The sequence below is a fragment of the Vibrio sp. SCSIO 43086 genome (assembly GCF_051132235.1).
Taxonomy (GTDB): Bacteria; Pseudomonadota; Gammaproteobacteria; order Enterobacterales; family Vibrionaceae; genus Vibrio; species Vibrio diabolicus.
Genome location: NZ_CP072677.1, coordinates 2,344,865 through 2,368,438 on the forward strand (window position 1 = coordinate 2,344,865; position 23,574 = coordinate 2,368,438).

At 43.9% G+C, this 23,574-nt stretch carries 20 protein-coding genes and 1 tRNA gene; 12 read left to right on the top strand and 9 right to left on the bottom strand.

Annotated elements, in window-relative coordinates:
- Nucleotides 1-11 precede the first annotated feature (11 nt).
- Nucleotides 12-1,337: a Na+/H+ antiporter family protein gene (locus J8Z23_RS11150; RefSeq protein ID WP_005396535.1), complete on the top strand. Its 1,326-nt coding sequence runs from the start codon at nucleotides 12-14 to the stop codon at nucleotides 1,335-1,337.
- Nucleotides 1,338-1,412: 75 nt separating this feature from the next.
- Here J8Z23_RS11150 and J8Z23_RS11155 read toward each other — a convergent pair whose 3' ends face one another.
- Nucleotides 1,413-2,042 carry a DsbA family protein gene (locus tag J8Z23_RS11155; protein WP_005396534.1) on the bottom strand — a complete coding sequence of 210 codons (630 nt, stop codon included), beginning with the start codon at nucleotides 2,040-2,042 and terminating at the stop codon, nucleotides 1,413-1,415.
- A gap of 74 nt (nucleotides 2,043-2,116) precedes the next feature.
- Nucleotides 2,117-2,452 carry a Grx4 family monothiol glutaredoxin gene (locus tag J8Z23_RS11160; RefSeq protein ID WP_017635833.1) on the bottom strand — a complete coding sequence of 112 codons (336 nt, stop codon included), beginning with the start codon at nucleotides 2,450-2,452 and terminating at the stop codon, nucleotides 2,117-2,119.
- Nucleotides 2,453-2,736: 284 nt separating this feature from the next.
- On the opposite strand from J8Z23_RS11160, the gene sodB reads away from it, so the two are divergent.
- The 3 genes from sodB (at nucleotide 2,737) to J8Z23_RS11175 (ending at nucleotide 4,855) form a co-directional block, all read left to right on the top strand.
- Nucleotides 2,737-3,321 carry a superoxide dismutase [Fe] gene (gene sodB, locus J8Z23_RS11165; RefSeq protein WP_005396533.1) on the top strand — a complete coding sequence of 195 codons (585 nt, stop codon included), beginning with the start codon at nucleotides 2,737-2,739 and terminating at the stop codon, nucleotides 3,319-3,321.
- Nucleotides 3,322-3,476: 155 nt separating this feature from the next.
- Nucleotides 3,477-3,980 carry a VC2046/SO_2500 family protein gene (locus tag J8Z23_RS11170; protein WP_301659702.1) on the top strand — a complete coding sequence of 168 codons (504 nt, stop codon included), beginning with the start codon at nucleotides 3,477-3,479 and terminating at the stop codon, nucleotides 3,978-3,980.
- Nucleotides 3,981-4,171: 191 nt separating this feature from the next.
- Nucleotides 4,172-4,855: an SDR family oxidoreductase gene (locus J8Z23_RS11175; RefSeq protein ID WP_012841565.1), complete on the top strand. Its 684-nt coding sequence runs from the start codon at nucleotides 4,172-4,174 to the stop codon at nucleotides 4,853-4,855.
- A 141-nt stretch (nucleotides 4,856-4,996) separates the two neighbouring features.
- On the opposite strand, the gene adhE is transcribed toward J8Z23_RS11175, so the two are convergent.
- Nucleotides 4,997-7,699, bottom strand: a complete 2,703-nt coding sequence (gene adhE, locus J8Z23_RS11180) for a bifunctional acetaldehyde-CoA/alcohol dehydrogenase (protein ID WP_012841564.1) — start codon at nucleotides 7,697-7,699, stop codon at nucleotides 4,997-4,999.
- 650 nt (nucleotides 7,700-8,349) lie between these two features.
- On the opposite strand from adhE, the gene J8Z23_RS11185 reads away from it, so the two are divergent.
- Together J8Z23_RS11185 and J8Z23_RS11190 are read left to right on the top strand one after the other, a co-directional pair.
- Entirely contained in the window at nucleotides 8,350-8,988 is a 639-nt protein-coding gene (locus J8Z23_RS11185) for a YchE family NAAT transporter (protein ID WP_005396528.1), read from the top strand.
- A gap of 35 nt (nucleotides 8,989-9,023) precedes the next feature.
- The gene (locus J8Z23_RS11190; RefSeq protein ID WP_005396527.1) at nucleotides 9,024-9,887 is read left to right on the top strand and encodes an ion transporter; all 864 of its coding nucleotides are present in this window, start codon (nucleotides 9,024-9,026) and stop codon (nucleotides 9,885-9,887) included.
- A gap of 55 nt (nucleotides 9,888-9,942) precedes the next feature.
- Here the strand turns inward: J8Z23_RS11190 and asd are convergent, their stop codons facing one another.
- Nucleotides 9,943-11,058: an aspartate-semialdehyde dehydrogenase gene (asd, locus tag J8Z23_RS11195; protein WP_434633531.1), complete on the bottom strand. Its 1,116-nt coding sequence runs from the start codon at nucleotides 11,056-11,058 to the stop codon at nucleotides 9,943-9,945.
- A gap of 430 nt (nucleotides 11,059-11,488) precedes the next feature.
- On the opposite strand from asd, the gene nhaC reads away from it, so the two are divergent.
- The gene (gene nhaC / locus J8Z23_RS11200) at nucleotides 11,489-12,922 is read left to right on the top strand and encodes a Na+/H+ antiporter NhaC (protein WP_434633534.1); all 1,434 of its coding nucleotides are present in this window, start codon (nucleotides 11,489-11,491) and stop codon (nucleotides 12,920-12,922) included.
- A gap of 90 nt (nucleotides 12,923-13,012) precedes the next feature.
- On the opposite strand, the gene J8Z23_RS11205 is transcribed toward nhaC, so the two are convergent.
- The 3 genes from J8Z23_RS11205 to yejK form a co-directional block, all read right to left on the bottom strand.
- Nucleotides 13,013-14,176 carry a chemotaxis protein gene (locus J8Z23_RS11205; RefSeq protein ID WP_434633537.1) on the bottom strand — a complete coding sequence of 388 codons (1,164 nt, stop codon included), beginning with the start codon at nucleotides 14,174-14,176 and terminating at the stop codon, nucleotides 13,013-13,015.
- A 104-nt stretch (nucleotides 14,177-14,280) separates the two neighbouring features.
- Nucleotides 14,281-15,597 (bottom strand): Hpt domain-containing protein, encoded by a 1,317-nt coding sequence (locus J8Z23_RS11210; protein ID WP_434633540.1) that lies wholly within the window; start codon nucleotides 15,595-15,597, stop codon nucleotides 14,281-14,283.
- Between the two features lie 81 nt (nucleotides 15,598-15,678).
- Nucleotides 15,679-16,677 (bottom strand): nucleoid-associated protein YejK, encoded by a 999-nt coding sequence (gene yejK, locus J8Z23_RS11215; protein WP_005396521.1) that lies wholly within the window; start codon nucleotides 16,675-16,677, stop codon nucleotides 15,679-15,681.
- An 85-nt stretch (nucleotides 16,678-16,762) separates the two neighbouring features.
- Here yejK and J8Z23_RS11220 point away from each other — a divergent pair, with 85 nt between their 5' ends.
- The 3 genes from J8Z23_RS11220 to J8Z23_RS11230 all read left to right on the top strand — a co-directional run bounded on the left by J8Z23_RS11220 (nucleotide 16,763) and on the right by J8Z23_RS11230 (nucleotide 19,066).
- Nucleotides 16,763-16,990 carry a YejL family protein gene (locus tag J8Z23_RS11220; RefSeq protein WP_005380722.1) on the top strand — a complete coding sequence of 76 codons (228 nt, stop codon included), beginning with the start codon at nucleotides 16,763-16,765 and terminating at the stop codon, nucleotides 16,988-16,990.
- 22 nt (nucleotides 16,991-17,012) lie between these two features.
- Nucleotides 17,013-18,821 carry a DUF3413 domain-containing protein gene (locus J8Z23_RS11225; RefSeq protein WP_046874519.1) on the top strand — a complete coding sequence of 603 codons (1,809 nt, stop codon included), beginning with the start codon at nucleotides 17,013-17,015 and terminating at the stop codon, nucleotides 18,819-18,821.
- A gap of 154 nt (nucleotides 18,822-18,975) precedes the next feature.
- Nucleotides 18,976-19,066 (top strand) — tRNA-Ser (locus tag J8Z23_RS11230).
- 191 nt (nucleotides 19,067-19,257) lie between these two features.
- Here the strand turns inward: J8Z23_RS11230 and J8Z23_RS11235 are convergent.
- A complete protein-coding gene (locus J8Z23_RS11235) occupies nucleotides 19,258-20,181 on the bottom strand; it encodes a histone deacetylase family protein (RefSeq protein WP_258687699.1) in 924 nt (307 codons plus the stop codon).
- A gap of 271 nt (nucleotides 20,182-20,452) precedes the next feature.
- On the opposite strand from J8Z23_RS11235, the gene J8Z23_RS11240 reads away from it, so the two are divergent.
- On the top strand, nucleotides 20,453-21,142 hold the full coding sequence (locus J8Z23_RS11240) for an SDR family oxidoreductase (protein WP_047010133.1): 690 nt from the start codon (nucleotides 20,453-20,455) through the stop codon (nucleotides 21,140-21,142).
- Nucleotides 21,143-21,325: 183 nt separating this feature from the next.
- Nucleotides 21,326-21,532: a hypothetical protein gene (locus tag J8Z23_RS11245; protein ID WP_005380717.1), complete on the top strand. Its 207-nt coding sequence runs from the start codon at nucleotides 21,326-21,328 to the stop codon at nucleotides 21,530-21,532.
- A gap of 44 nt (nucleotides 21,533-21,576) precedes the next feature.
- Here the strand turns inward: J8Z23_RS11245 and J8Z23_RS11250 are convergent, their stop codons facing one another.
- Entirely contained in the window at nucleotides 21,577-23,544 is a 1,968-nt protein-coding gene (locus tag J8Z23_RS11250; RefSeq protein ID WP_434633546.1) for a DNA topoisomerase III, read from the bottom strand.
- Between the last annotated feature and the right edge of the window lie 30 nt (nucleotides 23,545-23,574).

Here is a 23,574-nt window from a genome sequence, read left to right on the forward strand (position 1 = left end):
TTAGGAAAAGTATGAATCCTGTCGTTATATCAGTGTGCGTCATGCTCGTGTTAGCATTGATGCGCGTAAACGTGGTGGTTGCCCTCACGTTTAGTGCCATCGTTGGTGGCCTTGTCGCAGGCATGAGCCTTGGAGACACAGTTGCCGCGTTCGAAAGTGGTTTAGGTGGCGGTGCGACCATCGCTCTAAGCTACGCAATGTTAGGTACTTTCGCCGTTGCTATCTCTAAATCTGGCATCACGGACCTACTGGCAAAAAGTGTTATCAAGCGCTTAAATGGTAAAGAAAACTCGGCGTCAACGACCGGGTTAAAGTACGCGGTGTTAGTCGCGCTCGTTCTTGTCACTATGTCATCTCAGAACGTAATTCCGGTCCATATCGCCTTTATTCCAATTTTGATTCCACCTCTTTTGGGCGTATTTGCGAAACTTAAGCTCGATCGACGTTTGGTTGCGTGTGTTCTTACCTTTGGTTTGATCACACCTTACATGATCTTACCTGTTGGTTTCGGCGGTATTTTCTTAAACAACATTCTATTAAAGAACCTACATGACAACGGTTTGGAAAACGTGGTTGCAAGCCAAGTTCCAACTGCAATGTTACTGCCAGGTGCTGGTATGTTGTTTGGTCTATTGCTGGCAATCTTTGTTAGCTACCGTAAACCACGCATCTACGAAGAAACGGAGTTGACTGTCGTTCACGAGACAGATCATGCTATCAATAAAAAGCACATCTTGGTGGCCGCTCTTGGTATTGTCGCCGCATTGGGTGTTCAGCTTTACACTGGCTCAATGATTATTGGTGCTCTAGCTGGCTTTATGGTGTTTACTTTTGGCGGTGTGATTGCCTGGAAAGAAACGCACGATGTCTTCACAAAAGGCGTGCATATGATGGCTATGATTGGTTTCATCATGATCGCTGCCGCAGGTTTTGCTGCGGTAATGAAGCAAACAGGTGGCGTTGAGACATTAGTACAGTCTCTCTCTACCAGCATTGGTGATAATAAGCCGCTTGCAGCACTACTGATGCTGATCGTTGGCCTGCTAGTAACAATGGGCATTGGTTCATCGTTTTCAACCATTCCAATCTTGGCGACAATCTACGTTCCACTCGCGTTGGCATTTGGTTTTTCGCCAATGGCAACAATCGCGCTAGTTGGTACTGCTGCCGCTTTGGGTGATGCAGGCTCTCCTGCTTCTGACTCTACATTAGGCCCTACATCTGGTCTAAATGCCGACGGTCAGCATGAGCACATTTGGGAAACGGTTGTTCCAACCTTTATCCACTACAACATTCCACTGATCATCTTTGGTTGGATTGCTGCAATGGTGCTTTAGTACCGTTGTTTGATGGATATTCTTAGTTACGAAAAAGCCGCTCATTGAGCGGCTTTTTGTTATTTGAAATCGCGATTATTGCGCTGGCATATTGTCAATAATACGCTCACGTATCAGTTTCAAGGTAGGCTCTGTTGACAGATAATCCACGGCAATCGGGAAATAAGCGTCGTTAATTTGAAGAACCAAGCTAGGGTAAGAATCCACGCCTAGGCTCTTTGCAAGACTCAGTTGATCTTGGAACACACCTTCTAAGAAAGAGCCGTCCATATCGTTCTTGAACTGCTGAACATTCAAACCAATTTCTTTAGCTAGCTGCAAGTGAGTCGCTTCTTCATGAGGAGGCATCGCACGTAAATAATACGCATGTTGAATCGCTTCTAGCATCTGCTCATAAGAATCTTGAAAGCCCGCAGCGATAACTGCGCGACAAGATTGGTAAGTGCTTCTTACTGGCGTACAAAGCTTCCAGAAATCGTAGTTAAACTTGGTGCCCAACTGACGCTCAATCTGCTTCCAAATACCTTCGAGTTTTTGTTGCATCTCTGGTGGCATCGGCAAACTAGTATCTGGCGCAAGACCACCCACCACATACTCAAACTGAATAACGCCTGGCAGTTGCTGTTTCAATTTATCAAGCGTCGGTTTGTAACCCCAACACCAACTGCACATTGGGTCATGCACGTAGTAAAGCTTTATGTTCATTCCACTAACCTAAAAAGAAAAAGGAGCCAGTACGGCTCCTTCGTATTCTATCGCTAAATGTGAGTATTTACGAATTACTCAGCTTGATCTTCAGCGCGCGCTGCAGCTTCTTTGATTAGAGGCTGAAGTTCACCTTTTTGGAACATTTCTAGAATGATGTCGCAACCGCCGATAAGCTCGCCTTCAACCCATAGTTGAGGGAATGTTGGCCATTGTGCGTACTTTGGTAGCTCAGCACGGATATCTGGGTTTTGCAGAATGTCTACGTAAGCGAACTTCTCACCACATGCCATTAGAGCCTGTGACGCTTGAGAAGAGAAACCACAGCTTGGCAGTTTCGGTGATCCTTTCATGTACAGCAGGATTGAGTTTTCAGAGATCTGCTGTTTGATTTTGTCGATAGTTTCCATCGCTTCCTCATTCATGGGTTTGAACTTTGTTTATTTGCCACATTCTACTCAATAACGACAGAATAAAAACCATATAATTAATAAGGCTTAACTTTAGGTTGCTTGATGGCGAACAATTCAGCACTTCACAGCCGCTAACCCCTTAAAATATTTTCATATCGGGGTTTTAATAAAGTAAAAACTTGCTAAAATACTTAGCAAGTCAGCCTTAAAGGCTACATAGCTATAAAAAACACTGGAAGCAATCGAAAGGTCATCCTTTCAAATCAATGGAGAATCGAGTAATGGCATTTGAACTACCAGCTCTTCCTTACGCGAAAGACGCACTAGAACCACACATCTCAGCAGAGACTCTAGACTACCACCACGGTAAGCACCACAACACTTACGTTGTTAAGCTAAATGGTCTTATCCCTGGCACTGAGTTCGAAGGCAAAACTCTAGAAGAGATCATCAAGACTTCTACTGGTGGCGTATTCAACAACGCAGCGCAAATCTGGAACCACACGTTCTACTGGCACTGTCTTGCTCCAAACGCAGGCGGCGAGCCAACTGGCGCAGTTGCTGACGCAATCAACGCAGCATTCGGTTCTTTCGAAGAATTCAAAGCGAAGTTTACTGATTCAGCAATCAACAACTTCGGTTCTTCATGGACTTGGCTTGTTAAGAAAGCTGACGGCTCTCTAGAGATCGTTAACACTTCTAACGCTGCTACTCCTCTAACAGAAGAAGGTACAACACCACTTCTAACTGTTGACCTGTGGGAACACGCATACTACATCGATTACCGCAACGTACGTCCTGATTACATGAACGGCTTCTGGGCACTTGTAAACTGGGACTTCGTAGCTGAGAACCTAGCGAAGTAATTTTACTTCCCTCTAAGTTCAATTTAGTCTTATTTTAAAAGCTCGCTGAACCAGCGAGCTTTTTATTTTTCGCTTAAAAACTCCAATTTAATCTCTTCTTTTTCCTAAAGTTCTTCTCAGACACGCCGTTAAAATGGCATCGAGCGAGGAACATCATGCAAATTCATACTTTAGACAAAGCGGCAATTATTAACGAACTTCAGTTCGGCAATGGTATCAACCATGCTGTCCACGAAGGACGTCGTGCCGATTTTGCACTGATTTTGTCGATGTTTTCTAACGATGTACGCGACGTTGTACCTGTAGAGGAAATCAAAGAAGTAGCCACTAGCGATGATATACTCCGCCAACAACTTGAATTGTCAACGCCTCAAGCTCTTCGTTCTGATAGCAGCAGCTATGAGCTAGCAGCACAACAAGCAAAACAATTCCACGGTGCAGGTCTACCCTCAGCGAAACTGAGTCACTACTTGAAACCAGACGCCCTGACCTACTTGCCGGAAGATACGTTTAACCTTCCTGAAGACGTTTATCACAACCTATCCGGTCATGAGCGACGCAAATTGGGCGAGCGCAACAAAAACCTCATCCCAGATGCAGGGCTATACGATCAACTAGTGACGGCTCAACGTCAGTATCAAATTCAACTGCAAGTATAGAGAGCATTGTTCAACCAACAGCTTGCAGTATCCACAGTCAGAAATGTGACGCCTTACAAATTACCGCACAATAGTCCTCATCCAAAAGCGTTAGTTTGAAGTCTTTCACACTGAGCCTTTCTAATTTCAACCATGCTAATAGCACAAACCACTGGTGTATTTTTTTCACACAGGGATACAGTGAAGGTGTTATGGATATTAAAGAATCAATTATTCTCGTCACGTCTGCAGGTTCTGTTATAGGAAGGACTTGTGCTAGTCACTTTGCTCACCTTGGAGCGACGTTGATTCTTTGTGACCAAAACTCTAGCGCTCTAAAATCGAGCTATGAGCAGATTAGTGCCTTCACAGATAAAGTCTATGCGATGAATGTGTGCAGTGATAACACAACGTCCATTAACTTACTGTTTGATCAGATAGAATCGCAGCTGCGTGCGACACCAGACGTGATAGTCAATTGCTGGACGAGCTCTCCCATGCCAGGCTTGATGGCTCCCGAACCTATGAGTACTTACATTGATCACTTGTCTTCTGCAGCACGTTTCCTCTACACCTATGGCCAGGTGGGAGCCGAACGATTTCGCGCTAGAAATAAGAAAGGGGTAATTGTTAACGTCATTTCCCATGACAGCCATGAAGATTTAACGGGAGTCGAAAGCATGGCTGCTTTGGTGTCAGGTTTTACTCACAGTTGGGCAAAAGAGCTCACTCCATTTAATATTCGGGTGGGTGGCGTCATTCCTTCGGTAAACCATACAAGAGAAGAACTTAACGAAAGACACTGGGCCGAGATCCAAGATGAATTGGTTCGCAATACCGCATATATCGTATCAAATGAGTATTTTAGTGGCAGAGTGGTTGCTACAGAAGTATGAATGGACAACGTGTTTGTTGCGTAAACGGATCGCTATTACTCAACTCTTTCAACAAAAAAAGCCCCAGTCAAATGACTGGGGCTTTACTTTTTCCCGGTTAAGGTTTCGTGCTAGCGAAAACCTTACTCACACGACTCTTAATTACGCGTCAGCTTTTTCTTTCTTTGCTTTAGGCGCCGCTTTCGCTGCTTCTTGGTCTGCTTTCTTCTTGATAACTGTTGTACCTTCGAAAGTTTCACCTTCAACGAATGCTTTACCGTAGTAAGAAGCCATTAACACATCTTTAAGTTCGCTAATTAGTGGGTAGCGAGGGTTCGCACCAGTACATTGGTCATCGAACGCTTCAACTGCTAGCTCATCAAGTTTCGCGATAAAGTCTGCTTCAGCTACGCCTGCCGCTTGGATAGACATTGGGATGTCTAGGTTCACTTTTAGCTCATCCAACCATGCTAGTAGACGTTCAATTTTCTGAGCAGTACGGTCACCAGCTTGGCTTAGACCTAAGTGGTCAGCAACTTCAGCGTAACGACGACGTGCTTGTGGGCGGTCGTATTGAGAGAACGCAGTTTGTTTAGTTGGGTTATCGTTCGCGTTGTAACGTACAACGTTAGAGATAAGTAATGCGTTTGCTAGGCCATGTGGAATGTGGAACTCAGCACCTAGTTTGTGCGCCATTGAGTGACAAACACCTAGGAATGCGTTAGCAAATGCCACACCAGCGATAGTTGCTGCGTTGTGTACTTTCTCACGAGCGATTGGGTCGTTAGCGCCGTTCGCGTAGCTTGAAGGTAAGTATTCTTTTAGCATCTTAAGTGCTTGTAGAGCCTGACCATCTGAGTATTCGTTCGCAAGAACAGATACGTAAGCTTCTAGAGCGTGAGTTACTGCATCGTAACCACCAAATGCTGTTAGAGACTTAGGCATGTTCATCACTAGGTTAGCATCAACGATAGCCATGTTTGGCGTGATTTCGTAGTCAGCTAGTGGGTATTTAGCACCAGTCTTGTCGTCAGTAACAACCGCAAATGGTGTAACTTCTGAACCAGTACCTGAAGTTGTAGTGATACATACAAGCTCAGCTTTTTGACCCATTTTAGGGAACTTGTAAATACGTTTACGGATGTCCATAAAGCGCATTGCTAGTTCTTCGAAGTGAGTTTCTGGGTGCTCGTACATTACCCACATGATCTTCGCAGCATCCATTGGTGAACCACCACCTAGCGCTAGGATAACGTCTGGTTGGTAACTAGCCATTTGAGCCGCACCTTTCTCTACTACAGAAAGCGTTGGGTCAGCTTCAACATCGAAGAATGTTTGAACTTCCATGCCTTGAGCTTTCAGTAGGCTTACTACGTCATCTGCGTAACCGTTGTTGAATAGGAAACGGTCAGTTACTAAGAATGCGCGTTTCTTACCTTCTAGGTCGCCTAGAGCAATTGGAAGGCTACCACGACGGAAGTAGATTGACTTAGGTAGTTTATGCCACAACATGTTTTCAGCTCGCTTCGCTACAGTTTTCTTGTTGATTAGGTGTTTAGGACCTACGTTCTCAGAGATAGAGTTACCACCCCATGAACCACAACCTAGAGTTAGAGAAGGCGCAACGTTGAAGTTGTACAAGTCACCGATACCACCGTGAGTAGTCGGGATGTTGATTAGGATACGAGCTGTCTTCATCTTGTCACCGAAGTAACGGATACGGTCAGCGTTAGTATCTTGGTTAGTGTAAAGACCAGATGTGTGGCCGATACCACCAATCTCAACCATAGTTACCGCTTGAGCAACCGCGTCTTCGAAGTTGTCAGCACGGAATAGACCTAGTGTTGGAGATAGTTTCTCGTGAGCGAATGCGTCATCGTGAGACACTTTACCTAGACCTTCACCAACAAGGACTTTCGTGTCTGCTGGAACTTTAACGCCTGCCATTTCAGCGATTGCCGCTGCTGGCTGACCTACGATTTTCGCGTTTAGCGCGCCATCGATAAGAAGAACTTTACGAACTTTTTCTGCTTCTGCTTTGCTTAGTACGTAAGCTTTGTGAGAAGCAAAACGCTCTTTTACTTCGTCGTACACTTCATCAACGACGATTGCAGCCTGCTCAGAAGCACATACTACGCCGTTGTCGAAAGTCTTAGACATCAGGATAGAAGCCACTGCACGTTTGATGTCAGCAGTTTCGTCGATAACAACAGGAACGTTACCTGCACCTACACCGATTGCTGGTTTACCAGAAGAGTAAGCTGCTTTAACCATGCCTGGGCCACCAGTTGCAAGGATAAGAGCAATGTCATCGTGTTTCATAAGAGCGTTAGAAAGCTCAACAGAAGGTTGGTCGATCCAACCGATGATGTCTTTTGGTGCACCCGCTGCTACTGCTGCGTCTAGAACCAGTTTCGCTGCGTCGTTAGTCGAGTTTTTCGCACGTGGGTGTGGTGAGAAGATGATACCGTTACGAGTCTTCAGAGAGATTAGAGATTTGAAGATCGCTGTAGATGTAGGGTTAGTCGTTGGTACGATACCGCAGATGATACCTACAGGTTCAGCGATAGTCATAGTACCTAGGTTGTCATCCTCTTCTAGGATGCCACACGTTTGTTCGTCTTTGTATTTGTTGTAGATAAACTCAGAAGCGAAGTGGTTCTTGATTACTTTATCTTCAACAATACCCATACCAGATTCTTCAACCGCTTGTTGAGCTAGCGGGATACGGGCTTGGTTAGCTGCAAGCGATGCTGCACGGAAGATTTTGTCTACTTGCTCTTGAGAGTAAGTAGCGAACTCTTCTTGCGCTTTCTTAACGCGAGCAATCATTGCATCTAGTTCAGCCATATTAGTTACAGGCATAGGGAATCTCCTAAAATTAACAAATATTAAAAACTTTTTACTAAGGCTATTACTTATCGTTTTTACTGTTTATCAGTCACTTAGAAAACAAACGTCTTAGTAAATTGCTTTCAGGACTGAGTATAATATTTCAGAGTGTGAAAAAAATTGACTTGGATCAGTTCTCACGACCTAAATACCACCAAAGTGGTGCCCCGTCACACCAAAACGACATAACTCACTGATAAACAAATAAATTAACCTTCAATTTTTATTGAACAAAAAAGAAGCAAATAGACAAATAAATAAAAGAAACTACAACAACCTGTAAAAAAGTTTCATTTTTAGCCAACAAAATTACATGTAGGCCCAATTCCTTGTGCTACTGAGAGTATATCGAACCGAATACATCTCTCTACAAACCACCTTAGTTTTTATCAAAAGTGTGCGAATGTTAACGTTTATGTAAAACAGCACGCTTTGACAGCAACTTTATACGCAACAATTCTTTTCCAGATTAGATACAGTTTATTAAAGAATTAGTTTTTCTCACTAAAACAGTAGGAAATGCGTTAGTTTTTTTCATTTCTTCCAACCCAACTTTTGCCTTACATTACGCCCAAATTACCCCTTCGCCTTTTCACTAATGTGAACTTTAATGAGTACGCAACATGCAAACTTTTGAACTTGCTATCTTCTTGCAGTTTTTTCTTGGTTTGGTCGCCGCAGTAAACCCTGTTGGTATCATGCCTGTGTTTGTGTCACTAACCGGACATATGACACCAGACGAAAAGCGCAATACGGCAACCACAGCGAACGTGGCTGTTGCTATCATTCTGATCATTTCGCTCTTTGCTGGCCAGTTACTATTAGATATGTTCAGCATTTCTCTGGATTCGTTTCGTGTTGCAGGTGGGCTACTGCTACTTAGCATCGCGTTCTCTATGATGAGCGGTAAACTGGGGGAAGATAAACAAAACAAACAGGAAAAATCAGAATACGTGAGTCGCGAGCAGATCGGTGTTGTTCCTCTTGCGATGCCGCTAATGGCAGGACCAGGCGCAATCAGTTCGACTATTGTTTACGGTGCACGCTACCCAAGCATGTTTGATACGGTAGGCATCAGCATTACAATTGGCTTGTTCTGTCTATGCTCGTGGCTGTTGTTCCGCTCTGCCCCACTGATCGTGCGATTTTTGGGCCAAACTGGTATCAACGTCATTACCCGTATCATGGGTTTGATATTAGGCGCATTGGGTATTGAGTTTATCGCCAATGGTTTACGCAACTTATTTCCAGGATTAGCCTGAGTTTCTATAAAATTGTATGATAGAGCGATTCAACAATGGATCGCTTTGTCATGACGACTGACTCTCTCAAACATACTCTATATGTCACCATTTTTGGTACTCATACCAAAGCTGGTCGAACCTTCGATATTGCACTCATTATCGCGATTATCAGTTCTCTAATCGTACTGGTCTTAGACTCAATACCATCCGTGCGCGCCGAGTGGGCAAAAGAGCTGAAATACTTGGAGTACACTTTTACCGGTTTATTCACTATTGAGTATTTTCTCCGACTTTACTGCTCTCCAAAACCAGCGGCCTATGCGAAGAGCTTTTATGGCGTCGTTGATTTACTCGCGATTTTACCTACTTACTTAGCACTGTTTTTCCCTTCTGCCTCCTTTATGGGCGTAATAAGAGCACTGCGAGTCATGCGAATATTCCGCATACTCAAGTTGGTCCGCTATCTTCAAGAGTCCAACATCCTCTTACGCTCTCTACTGATGGCGCGCAGAAAGATTTTTATCTTCTTTAGCTCTGTCGCCATTATGGTCACGATCTTTGGGTCGCTGATTTTCGTCATTGAGGGGCCTGAAAACGGATTTACTAGCATTCCGAAAAGTATTTATTGGGCTATTGTGACCATCACAACGGTTGGATATGGTGACTTGGTACCTCAAACAGATCTCGGAAAAGGGCTTGCCTCACTCACCATGTTGTTGGGTTATTCAATTTTGGCGGTCCCTACTGGTATTTTCACAGCAGAGCTTCACCAAGAAATGCAATCGCACAAAGTATTAGTGAAGTGTCCGAACTGTTCTCACGCCGGGCACGACTCTGATGCGACTTACTGTAAACACTGTGGTAGTGAACTGGCCGATCCTGACAAACGCGTTGTTCGTGGAGAAGACGAAGCGTAAAAAAGAGCTCCCTAGGGAGCTCTTTTATTTTGTCATCAAACAAAGGTTGATGTGATTATGCTTTCTCAGAAAGAATAATGCGTAACGTACGACGCAATGGTTCTGCTGCGCCCCAAAGTAGTTGGTCACCAACAGTGAAAGCATTTAGGAAGTCATCACCCATTGCCATCTTACGTAGACGACCTACTGGTACGGACATAGTGCCTGTTACTTTTGCAGGTGTAAGTTCTTGCGCAGTAATGTCACGATCGTTAGGAATCACTTTAACCCAGTCGTTATGAGTGGCGATGATTTCTTCGATTTCGTCCATTGGGACATTTTGCTTAAGCTTGATAGTGAGTGCTTGAGAGTGACAGCGCATCGCACCAATACGGACACAAGTACCATCAATTGGTACAGGCGAGCTTAGTGAGCCCAAAATTTTGTTTGCCTCTGCGCCCGCTTTCCACTCTTCTTTACTCTGACCGTTATCACGTTTCACATCGATCCACGGAATAAGCGAGCCAGCTAGTGGTACACCAAATTTATCGGTAGGGAAAGAACCGCTGCGCATTGTGTCTGCAACTTTTTTATCAATATCTAGGATAGAGCTTGATGGGTTTGCAAGTTCGGAACTTACAGAGTCATTGATAACGCCCATTTGCGAGATCAGTTCACGCATGTTTTGCGCGCCAGCACCAGAAGCGGCTTGGTACGTCATTGCGCTTGTCCACTCAACAAGGCCTTTCTCGAATAAGCCACCTAGACCCATTAGCATTAAACTAACCGTACAGTTACCACCAACAAATGTGTTCGTGCCACCGTGGATGCCTTGTTGGATTTGCTTTAAGTTCACAGGATCAAGCGTGATGATGGAATCTTCCGCCATACGTAACGTAGATGCTGCGTCAATCCAGTAGCCTTTCCAACCGGCTTGACGAAGTGCTGGGTAAACTTTTTCTGTGTAGCTACCACCTTGACATGTAATTACCGCATCAAGCTGTTTTAAGCTTTCAATATCATACGCGTCTTGCAGTAAGCCTGCGTCTTTTCCTAAGTTAGGAGCAGGAATACCAACTTGAGAAGTACTGTAGAATACTGGTTCGATTAGGTCGAAGTCTTTCTCTTCAACCATACGCTGCATAAGGACAGAACCAACCATACCGCGCCAACCAACTAAACCAACTCTCATCGTATTAACTCTCCATGTATTAAAAAACCTACCCCATAGTTAATTTTTCGCATCAAAATCTCAACCCCTATTTTGTAAATAAGCCTATTTTTTAACCTTTTCCTATGAAAATTCGTGTTAAACGAGATTTTTTAGTGTTTGGTTTGCGATTTCGGCCATTTTTCAAGTAGGGAAAGCCCTGTTACTCCAAATTGGTCTTACCACTCAGTGATAAAATAACACATGAAGCACAATAATTTCACATTACACAACATTTAAAACCAAAAAAGTTAAAACAAACTAACAGTTAATTTCACAAGCAAACGTTTTTGCCGACGAACATCAAGATAAAACACCAAATATTCGAAATATAATTTTTGTTAATGTATGTTATGCGCGATTACAACAAGGAGCGCCTTCCTCTATTGCTCCAAGATTGACAGAGGCACATATGAAGCAAGTTACACCACGCCTACCAAGCTTGATACAGGTATTTATCTCGCTCGGTTTATTTCTACTGCTGGCATTTTCGTTCACTGCCAAGCTAGACCTACCGATCCAGCTAGCGCTGTACATCGGTTGGTTCATTATCATGATATTAGGCATTAAGCTTGGTCATCAGTACAAAGATCTGGAAAAAGCTGCACTAAATGGCATTTCCAATGGACTTGGAGCCGTCTTAATTCTTCTTGCCGTTGGCGCGCTTGTTGGTACGTGGATCTCTGGTGGTATTGTTCCAACCATTATTTACTATGGCCTTAAAGCAATTCACCCTTCTATCTTTTTGCTCGCAACCATGATCATCTGTTCATTGACTGCGCTAGCGACTGGCACCTCTTGGGGCGCTGCTGGTACTGCTGGTATTGCGATGATGGGTATTGGCCAAGGCCTTGGCGTTCCTGCACCAATTACAGCTGGTGCGGTGCTTTCAGGTTGTTACTTTGGTGACAAAATGTCGCCTCTATCGGATTCCGTCATCCTTGCTTCATCTATGTCTAACGTTGAAGTAATGGAACATATTAAAGGCATGCTGCCGATCGCACTCATTAGCTACATTATTACAGGCATTATGTTTACTGCATTTGGTTTCCACTACGCAGGTCAAGTTGACATGAGCCAGGTAGACTCTGTAATTAAAGCGATGGAGCAGCAATTCTACATCACCCCTTACTCATTTGTTCCTGTGATCATCGTATTGTCACTTCTAGCAATGCGTATGCCTTCATTCCCAGTGATCAGTTTTGGTTCTCTGCTCGGTATTATTTGGGCAGTAATGATTCAAGATGTGGACTTCCTAACCGCGTTCAACACCGCTTGGGCTCCGTTTGCGATTTCTTCAGGCGTAGATTTCATTGACTCAATTCTTAACCGTGGCGGCATGTCTTCAATGCTTGGCTCGGTTGCTGTTATCGTATTCGGCCTTGGTTTTGGTGGTCTACTAGATAAAGTGGGTGTGTTAGAAACTATCGCTAAGCTGTTTGAAAAACGTGTTCAAAGTGCAGGTTCACTGGCAACAAGTACAATCGGTACAGCCTTTATGGGGAACGTATTTGGTTCAGCGATGTACGTTTCACTTATCCTGACACCAAAAATCTGTGCGAAGAACTACGATCGCCTAGGCTACAAACGTAAGAACTTGTCTCGTAACGCAGAGTTCGGCGGCACATTAACCTCAGGTATGGTTCCTTGGAGTGACAACGGTATCTACATGGCAAGTATTCTGGGTGTTGCGACACTATCTTATGCACCGTTCATGTGGCTAAGCTTTGTATGTATCATTGTGACTATCATCAGCTCCTACATGGGTTGGTTTGTTGATAAATGCGAACCAACGGCGGAAGCAGTTGAACAAGCAGAAGCCGAACTGAAGCAGCAAACCGCTTAAGTTCGCATAGAGATAGGGAGAATCTCTCTTCCGAGTGAGAGACAAAGAAAAAGAGCGCATGAGCGCTCTTTTTTATATCTCAACCAAACGTTAACTTTGTTTGACTTGCGTTTTCACTGCTGCACGCTTACCAAACCAATAGCCCAAGCCAAGTGGTGCAAAGAATATAACGGCAATGAACAAGATGAAGTAGAGAATGGTACTTTTAACGAGCTCAATCAGCTTGGTCATCGCTAAACTGACCACTTCCTGCGAGACTCGGTCCATATCTTGAGCAAACTGCTCACGCTCATGGGTAATGATCTGCGCGATTTCTTGGCGCTCTCTGGCTACCATCAGCTCTAAAGCTTGGCGCTCCTCACCCAATTGAGATAAACGCGCTTGCGTTTTTTGGTCAATATCATCAACCAAAGGTTGTAACTCTACCGCCATTTGCTCTGCCAAATAGCGCATGTACTCTGGATTGTTATCAATAAAGTCCTTCATCGAATCAGCCGTAACTTGTAAGCTATTTAGCGCAGCATTAACTTTTTCGATGCTGGCAGAGCTATTTAATGCTAATAACTGCGCCTTCCAAGTCATAATTTTGGGGGTCTGTTCTGATACAAGGCTTAGACGATCCGAGACATCACCTAATGCTTCTGGCATTGTACCTAGCGTAGTCACTGCCTCTTCCTCGCTAATTTGATTCGCATCTAACCACCCACGGTAAGCTGGCGTCCTGATCATACTTAAGTCCGCGAATGGATGTTGCTTAACGAACTCTGCAACAAACGCTTGTGTCTTGATGTACGCTTCTTGTTTCAACAGAGATTGAGCCAGTTTATCCACCTCTTTCGCTAAGTGAGCAGAAACTAACTTTGCCTCCTCTGTCGCAAACAGTTCATGACCAAGGCCAGTCGTAAAGAATTGATCCATCTGTAGCGTAAAAGTCCAAGTATCAATCAGTGCTGCCATTGGCGAGACTTGGTATGCTGCTGCTTGAAGACCTTCTTCAGCATTTATCTTCCAAAGCAAAATATAAGATTGATGGACTTTATCATGCGGCTCATATTGATCGTGCAATGCATCAGCAGCTTGCTCTACCTGAGCAAAAAACTGTTGCGCATACTCACGAGTCAGGAGACGCATATTAAGCTCTTGTTTGGTAAGAGGGACGGTTTGACTCTCGATTTTCACTTCTAACAGGGAGCACCCTGAAAGCATCACAACCAACCCTATCAACATCATTGAAGACAATCGACGAACGGACATGAAAGTACCTTTAACAAATTGTATGGAACAGGAATAAAGCGAACTAAGTCATATAGTTCGGGCCTTTAATACCCCAACTCTGATGATTGTAAGTCAGAGCAATATCAATCTGTTAGCGCTTCTTGTATCTTTTCACTATTGAGAACGTGGTTAGCGAAAAGTATGGTTTGCTTTAGGACATCATCTAAACGTGTCAGTTTCTCTTCCGGCACTTGTTGCCCTTGTTTAATCAACAGCTCAATATCACTCGAAATGCAGTGCAATGGCATTGCCCCTAAACTTCCCGAGACCCCTTTAAGACTATGAGCCGCTCTTTGCGCTTGCTCTTTATCCTCTTCTAATAGCCGATGCATTTTTGAACCATCGCCAGAGTGATCCTGAATAAAGACTTCAAGTAACATTCGCACCGCGCTTTCATCTCCCGATAGCGAGTCCAGCATCTTATTGATATCTATATACGGCTCACGTTCCACGACTTCCACTTGCGATGTGTTCGGCTCATTAGGGCTCTGTTCGTTAACTTGGCTGCTTTGAGAGCTTTCGGACTGAGCAGAAAAAACAACGTAAGACCCACCAACTTGCTCAGACTCTTTATCCTCTGCTCTTGATGGTATTAGCGGCTGAACGGTTTTTTGGGAGAAAAGCCCCCATGAAATAAGAGAAAGAAATAAACCACTGATTACTGACAACCAAGTAACAAAGGTCATCAACTTTTGTTCCAACTGGTCATTTATCGAAGTTAACTGGTTCGGGAAATCAGGATTAAGCAGTTGATTAACTAGATAGCTGCCTTGCGCCTTGGCAGATAGCGCGCTTGAAGTCTGGGCAAGTTGACGCTGAAAAGCACTTCGCTCTTGAGGAGAAAGCGTGTCCGACTCGATAAAGAGTCGGTCTAAATCACGATAAGTATCGCTATTCGTTGCTGAGTCACTAAAAATAGACTCCAAAACAAGTGCGCCTAAGCGATAGTACATTGATTGAATTTGCTCAGAGTTCTCAGCTCGGGCACGGCTCCTTCGCAACTGCTCGGCTAATGAGACTAGCTCACTGTCACTTCCTACAAAGGCTCGAGCACTTTCTAAAAATCGATCGGTCGCATAAAGCAATTGAGTAATATCTGGTGTGATTTTTCCTTCAGAAAACTCACTTTCAAGCTGTAAGCGAACTGCATAGGCTAACTGAAGTTTTAGTGAAACTTGGTCGACGTGCTTAACACGATAAGGCAGATCGAAGTTAAAAAAATGTCTGACTTCTTCGACTTTGCTTCCTAGCTCATTCACTGTTGAAATGGTTTGAATCGTTTGTTTGGCTTGCAACCAAATCCCTAGCGCTAAAACACACCATAAAACGAACCAGAACCAAACAAACCGCCTAATTCCTTCTTTTAGCTTCAGCAACACTCGCCCCTCGCATATCTCCATTAATTACAAGCATATACTATGGATGTTTCTTATTCACATAAAAAAGAGAGCCATTGGCTCTCTTAATTTGACGATACGGTTTTAGTTGCGACTCAACTGATCTTTTAGATTTGGTGGCGTACCTTTAATCGTTAAGGTATCCGTCTCTGGGTCATAAAAAATACGCTCGCCAAGCAATAGGCTATCAAAGCTAATATTCAAGCCACCGCCAGCACCAACAAATTTAGTCAGTTTGCGAACCGTCGCACGGTCACCAGGGAAAGATTCTTCAAGCTCGTACCCTTGCTCTTTGGTAAAATCCATAAAGCTTGTGCCATCTTGGCTTGGAGGAAGCTCTCCAGAAAGCTCTGAGATTTGAACCTCATCACCAGATTTAATTTGCTCATTACAGTAGTCGTAAACTTGCTTTTTATACTCGTTCACTTCTTGCTTTTCTAGCTTCGAATCAGCACAAAAATCATCCACCGCCTGCATTAACACTAAGTTTTGTTGTTTAGTATCTAAGCCGATGTCCGCTTGCAGGAAATCTAGGAAGAAATCCGCTACTTTACGGCCGACGCGTCCTTTGATGTATTGCAAGTAACGATTAGATTCCTTGTCAGTGTCGTAGCTCGACAAGTCAATTCGTGCCGCAATATCCATTTTGGTGATATCTAGGTAATCCGTCGCACTGATGTCCAAACCTTCGGTCACTTTTAAACTTTGGTTCATTGGTAAGATACCGATGAACAAGTAGTCCGTTGCTAAACTCTGATACTCAGCGAAAACCAAAATACCTTCATCCGCAAATGGGTACTTAATCAACTCTTCTTTCAAGCGATTTGCACTAATTTGTGAGAAGTCGTAAAAATCTCGCTCTCCTTTGCGCATTTCTTGAAGCCAAAATTGAAATTCGCTGTCTGACTGGAAAGAGCCAAAACCTTTACCAGCTTTAGAATGGAATACTCGGTGAAGCTCAGCGACTAAGTTTTCAGTAGATGCATCGTTCTCTAATGATGCTGGACGAAAGTTTACAACTAGCTCGTCCTGATCGTTTTTGCACAGTTGATGCAGAATAACGTTTGAAAGATGAAGGCTCATAGTGATTTTATCTTGCTACAAGGTTTTAGTTGATGGGCATTGTAGGTTATCATAAGCCGCTTTTACTATCATTATTAGAGTCTTTATGCCGATTACATCTAAATATACTGACGAGCAAGTAGAGAAAATTCTTGCTGAAGTAGCAACAGTTCTTGAAAAACACGCTGCTTCTCCTGAGTTGACGCTAATGATTGCCGGAAATATCGCAACCAATGTCTTAAATCAACGTGTTGCTGCTTCACAACGCAAAGCGATTGCTGAAAAATTTGCTCAGGCGCTGATGTCTTCTTTAGAAACACCAAAAACACACTAATAACGGACAATAGAACACATACATGGTAGACAGCGGAAACTCATACGGCGAACGTGTATCTCGACTGGTTGGTTGGGGTCACTGGTTTGCATTCTTCAATATCGTCGCATCGATGTTGATAGGCACACGCTACATTGTTCAGTCTCCTTGGCCCGAGACGTTACTTGGTCAGTTTTATCTGGCGGTTTCTTGGGTTGGTCACTTTGGCTTTCTAGTTTTCGCGCTTTACTTGCTCGTTCTATTCCCGTTAACGTTTATCCTGCCATCGCGGAAATTGTTCCGTTTGGTGGCAGTGATTTTCGCGACCGTTGGGCAAACCATATTATTGATTGATACCCAAGCGTATCAGTCGATCAATTTGCACTTAACTCCTGTCGTTTGGGAGTTACTATTCAGCGAAGATAAAAGTGCACTCAGCACTGATCTACAACATCTGTTTGTTGTAATGCCGCTGATCTTCCTTATTCAGCTCGCTCTATCCGAATGGGTATGGCGAAAACAGCGCAAACTATCTCATAAACACGTAGGACGTCCTCTAGCAGCTGTATTTTTCCTCAGCTTTATGACCAGCCATTTGGTTTATATTTGGGCTGATGCATACTTCTACAATCCAATTACCAGTCAGCGTTCAAACTTCCCATTGTCTTATCCGATGACGGCGAAGAGTTTTATGGAAAAACATGGTCTACTTGACCGTGAGGAATACCTAAAACGCTTAGCGGAAAATGAAGGCAACGTAGAGTTAGTCAATTACCCTCTAGAAAAGCTAGAGTTTAACCGTCGAGTCAATAAGCTCAACGTGTTGATGATCAGCGTAAATAACCTGCGTGCAGACGCGCTGAATCCAGAAGAGATGCCTAACCTCTATGAGTTTGCCGAAAACAATCAGAACTTCCGTAATCATTACAGTTCAAGTAATGATACTTACGGGGCTTTTGGTTTGTTCTACGGCTTACCAACCAGTTACGCCTCAAGCATCAAGGCGCAAGGTGCTTCGCCAGTGTTACTCGATGTACTGAAAGATCAGGGTTACAACTTCGGCCTATTCAGTGGCAGCGGGTTTGAAGATGATCTCTACTCAGAGATTATTTTCCGCGACTTAAAACTAGCGGAAGACCTCGATGGCACACAAGCTCATACCGATAAGCAATCTATCGCGAACTGGAATACATGGTTAACAGAGAAAGCGAGTCAACCATGGTTTAGTTACATCGAAGTCACCACCGTTGATAATTTTGAATCGATCCCTTCAAATAATGACGAAGAAATGTCCGCAAGTGATCGCTTCAAAAAAGCTTATGAATATGCGGTGAAATCAGCGGATAAAACCGTCGCTAGCATTATTGATGAGCTTGAAAAAAATGGACTATTGACAAACACCATCGTGATTATCACTTCTAATCACGGTAGTGAGTTTAACGAAACCAATACGAACAGCTGGGGCGCAAACAGCAACTACAGCCGTTATCAGTTACAAGTTCCTATGGTAATCCAATGGCCAGGAATGTTGGCTGGTGAATTTAATCACAGCACAAGCCACTTAGACCTTTCGGTCACGTTGTTGCAGGATATGCTCGGTGTATCTTCCAACCCATATGATTACAGTAGTGGCCGTAACCTATTTGACGAAAGTCGTCGCCGTTGGATCCTAGCGGGTGACACTCGTGAGCTTGCCTTAATTACTAGCTCGCAAACCACTGTGATCGATAAGTTTGGCAACTACAAGTTGTATGACAAAAATTACAAACGACTTCGAGATGATGCACCGAAGTTGCCAGTTTTGATGCAAGGTTTAACTGAGTTACAGCGTTTTTATTCTAAAAACGATTAATACCTAGCAATCCAGATACTATTCAAACTCCCCTTTTTGGGGAGTTTTTGTTTATTTAAACAACACAAACCACAAATTTGCGCAGTAAACATCCAATCAGTTCAACTAGGGGTTTACAACATTTTCAAAGCCTTATATTATGCGCCTTAACAACGGAGAGATGGCTGAGTGGTTGAAAGCACCGGTCTTGAAAACCGGCATACGTTAATAGCGTATCTAGGGTTCAAATCCCTATCTCTCCGCCACATTTAGAAAAAGCCCGCTAAGAAATTAGCGGGCTTTTTCGTATATCCAGATTTGAAAAGATTTGTACAAATCCCTCCTTGAATACAAGCCAAGCAATCGCCACATTCAGAAAGAACCCATTAGAAAATTAGCGCCCTTTTCGTTCCAGTGTCCCGTTATGAATCAGGTTGATACTCACGTCTAGTTGTATTTACTTACCAACAAAAACTTCTTTAGCGGCATTAATGAGCTGTAAATGGATTGGGACGAGGTCTGAATGATTCGTTCGATATCCACCTCCGACGACAGCTGCGACAGGGATACCTCGCGATTTCATTGTTTGCATTAAAAATCTATCACGCTCTAAAATCCCTTGCGTCGACACATCAAAATATCCAAGCTCATCGTCTTGATGTATATCAACACCAGCATCGTAGATAACCAAATCAGGACGATGAAGATTAAGCGCCATATCGACCACTTCCTTAAACGCCATTAAAAAATCCTCATCACCTGTTCCTCGCACCAAAGGCACATCTAGATCAGACTGAGGCTTTCTAGCCGGAAAGTTTTTGTCACAGTGGAAAGAAAGCGTGATGATATCTGGCTCATCGTGACACAAAGTTGCTGTTCCATCCCCATGGTGAACATCACTATCAATGATCAATACTTTATCGACATGTTCGACTTCGAGCGCTTGCCTGGCCGCGATCACTAAGTCATTAAATAAACAAAAACCACTGCCAAACTCTTTGTGTGCGTGGTGATACCCGCCACTCAAATGAATGGCAACACCATACTCAAGTGCTTTATTTGCGGTCAAAGCCGTGCCCGCTGCTGAAGTTAGCGTTCTGGTAATGAGAGACTCACTCCAAGGAAAACCTATTCGGCGCATCTTCGCAGCTGGCATGTTTCCATTCACAAGTAAGTCGACGTATTCCTGGTCATGAACACGTTTTACTTCCTCAACAGTTAATGCTTCTGGCTGGAAAAACTGCACGTGCTCTTTCCAGTTATCTTTCTCCATATGCACCAATACCGATTCATAGAGGTACTGGTATTTCATAATTGGGTAACGATGCCCCTCTGGCAACTCAAGTTGAGAATAAATCGGGTGGTAGATAAATGGCAGCATGAGAAATTCTTAATAACAATGGTAACGAAATAGTATCAACTTCAAGGGTTGAATAAAATGCAATTTAATTGATAATGATTTTCAATATCAATTAAATTTAATATACATATGAATTCTACTTTCTTTGCTATTCTCGGCGCACTGTTTGGCTCTCTTTGTGCTCTGTCCCTATTTTCATCTCTCGTTGTTGGTGCGTGGTGGTTGGTTGATTTTATTGTTCTTAGCTAACACAATGACTTTCAACTGAAATCAAAAAAACATAGGTGTTTGTATGAGTCAAACCGTCTTTATTACCGGAGCAAATCGCGGCATTGGCCTTAGCTTAACTGAGCTGTACCTGAAGCAAGGCCACCAAGTACATGCTACTAGCCGTTCCTTAGAGAACAGTTCAGAACTACAAACTCTAGCCTCACATTACAGCAATCTGGTTTTGCACGAACTGGATGTCACTCACTACGAACAAGTCGCTAAGCTTGCCGATAAACTCCCCGCCATCGACTTACTCATTAACAATGCGGGATATTACGGCCCCAAGGGATATGGCTTTGGAAACACTGACGTAGAAGCATGGCGTAAAGTCTTCGAAGTAAACACCATTGCACCGTTAAAACTGGTTGAGCACTGTTACCCTCGCTTGCAACAAGGCAAGATAAAAAAGATTGCTTGTATCTCATCAAAAGTGGGGAGCATGACCGAAAATACGTCCGGTGGCGGTTATATTTATCGCTCATCGAAAGCGGCGCTTAACTCGGTTGTGAAAAGCTTAAGTAATGATTTAACACCTGAAGGATTTACCGTTTTAGCGCTTCACCCTGGTTGGGTAAAAACGGCAATGGGCGGACCAAATGCATTGATAGATACGCAAACCTCCGCACAGGGCCTCGCGAACGTGATAGAACTGAGCACACCGCAACTTTCAGGTCGATTTATCAACTACGATGGTACTGAGTTACCTTGGTAGCAGCATTAAGACACAACCATCACTAAACCAAATACCATCAAAGCCAGGCTTCATAATCGTGACTTGGTTGGCAAACATAATGTTCATCAGTGATCCACCAGCATAATTCGCGCAATCTAACTTGAATTTATCTACATCCAATCCAGACTTAGGAAAAAGTAGAACAAATAAGGAGAAAGCACGATGGCAGCAGATAGGGATTTGGTTAATTTTAGCGAAGAGCACGAACTAAATTACTGCTTGAGAAGTGCTGGTAAACGCCAAACTCAAGCGAATCGAGATACATTAGTTGACTTGGGCAACCAGGTGAAAGAGGTACTGGACAAACGCGTGTTAACTCAAGGTGAAGTAAGAGGCGCGATCCAAAACCACGGCGACCTGTTCGAGTAATCTATTTTCAAGCATGCGCGGTGTTTAATTACGCCGCGCTTGTCCTATGCCCGCTTACCTTTGGTTGCACGGGATTTAGTCGCACTACCACTCTTTGAATAACTACGCTTTTTACGTTTAAACGCAGGACGTTCCACCTTGGGTAGATGACGCAATGAATCAGGGATCGGCCCTGCTTTTACTTGTGCCATCAAGCTATCAATGCGTTGCTCTAGTGCTTGCATAAACGGCTGATATGCCTGATTTCTCTCTGCCATACCTTGTAACTGGTGCTCCCAATGAGCCGTCATATCTGGGTACGTTGAATCTTCTGGCAAGGCATGAATGAGACCTCTTCCCGCAGGAGAGCTGAGAATTGATTTACCTTGACGCGTGAGCAGTTGGCGTTTGAACAGCGTGTCCAAAATACCAGCGCGAGTCGCTTCCGTACCTAGCCCATCAGTATCACGAAGGATTTTTTTCAGTTCTTTATCCGCAACGTAACGGGCGATCCCGGTCATCGCTTGCAACAGCGATGCTTCGGTAAAGTGCTTTGGTGGCTCGGTTTTTCGGTCTTTTATTTCCCCTTCACGACAAGTTAACACGGTGCCTTCTGGTAACGGTGGCACGGCATCAATACCTTCATCTTCCTTGTCAGTTTTGCCCATTAGCGCTTTCCAACCCGGTGAAACTAACTGACGACCTTTCGCGATAAACGTACCACCAGCGATATCGAAAACCAATTTCGCTTCTGCGTAAACCGCCGCCGGATAAAACTGCATGAGATACTGGCGCGCAATCAATTGATACACTTTCATCTCATTGCCCGAAAGCGCATTCACATTAGCTTGTTTTGGTGTAGGGATAATCGCATGGTGCGCATCCACTTTTTTATCGTTCCAGGCTTTGGACTTTAATGTTAAGTCTGCTCCCTGAACGGCACCTTGCAGCTCTTTTGCGTTATTCGCAATAGCTGTTGTCACCGTCCCCGCTTGTGAGTAGTGTTCCATCGGTAAATAGCGACAATCTGAACGCGGGTAAGTGATCAGCTTGTGCTTTTCATACAATGCCTGACAAGTATCTAGTACTTGTTGCGCACTCATACCATAGCGCTTCGCTGCATCGATCTGTAAAGCAGATAACGAATAAGGTAATGGTGCTGATTGCTTGGTTTGCTTTTGTTCCGACTCCGTCACTTTAGCGGGTTGATTTGCAATACGGTTTGCAACGTTTTCCACTAACTTACGGTTTAACACTCGCCCTTCTTCATCCTGCCAAGGCTTGCATGCCTCACTCGGCTTCCAACGAGCACGAATATCAAATGTACCATTGGCATCTTGATACGGAATCAGAGCATGTAGGGTAAAATAGTCCTTCGGTACAAAGTTTTCGATTTCCTCATCACGACGCACCACTAAGCCAAGAACTGGCGTTTGCACTCGCCCTACCGAGAGAACACCTTGATACCCTGCTTTTTGACCAAGTAAGGTATAAGCACGAGACATGTTCATGCCATACAACCAATCAGCCCGAGAGCGAGCCAATGCAGAAACTGAAAGTGGGATAAACTCGCGATTACTGCGCATAGAACTGAGTGCACGTTTAACCGCAGGTAAGTTCAAGTCGGAAATCAGCAAGCGCTGTGTGGATTCCTTCTTGGTTTTAGATAACTTGCAATAGTCGAGAACTTCATCAACTAACAGCTGACCCTCTCGGTCTGGGTCTCCTGCATGAATGACTTCGTTAGCTTCTTTGAGCAATTTACGAATCACTGTTAATTGCTTACTTGCGCTTTTCCTCGGTCTGAGCTGCCATTGCTGCGGAACAACTGGTAAATCTGCCATATTCCACTTTTTATAACGCTCATCGTAAGCGTCAGGTTCGACTTGTTCGAGCAAATGGCCGATACACCAAGTAACGATATCCCCGTTCCCACAGCGGATGAATCCTTGATCTTTCTTTTGAGGGTTTGGCAGTGCAGCGGCAATCGCACGGCCTAAGCTTGGTTTTTCAGCAATAAACAGACGAGACATAACGTTTTGGAAATAAATATAATTAGGGCC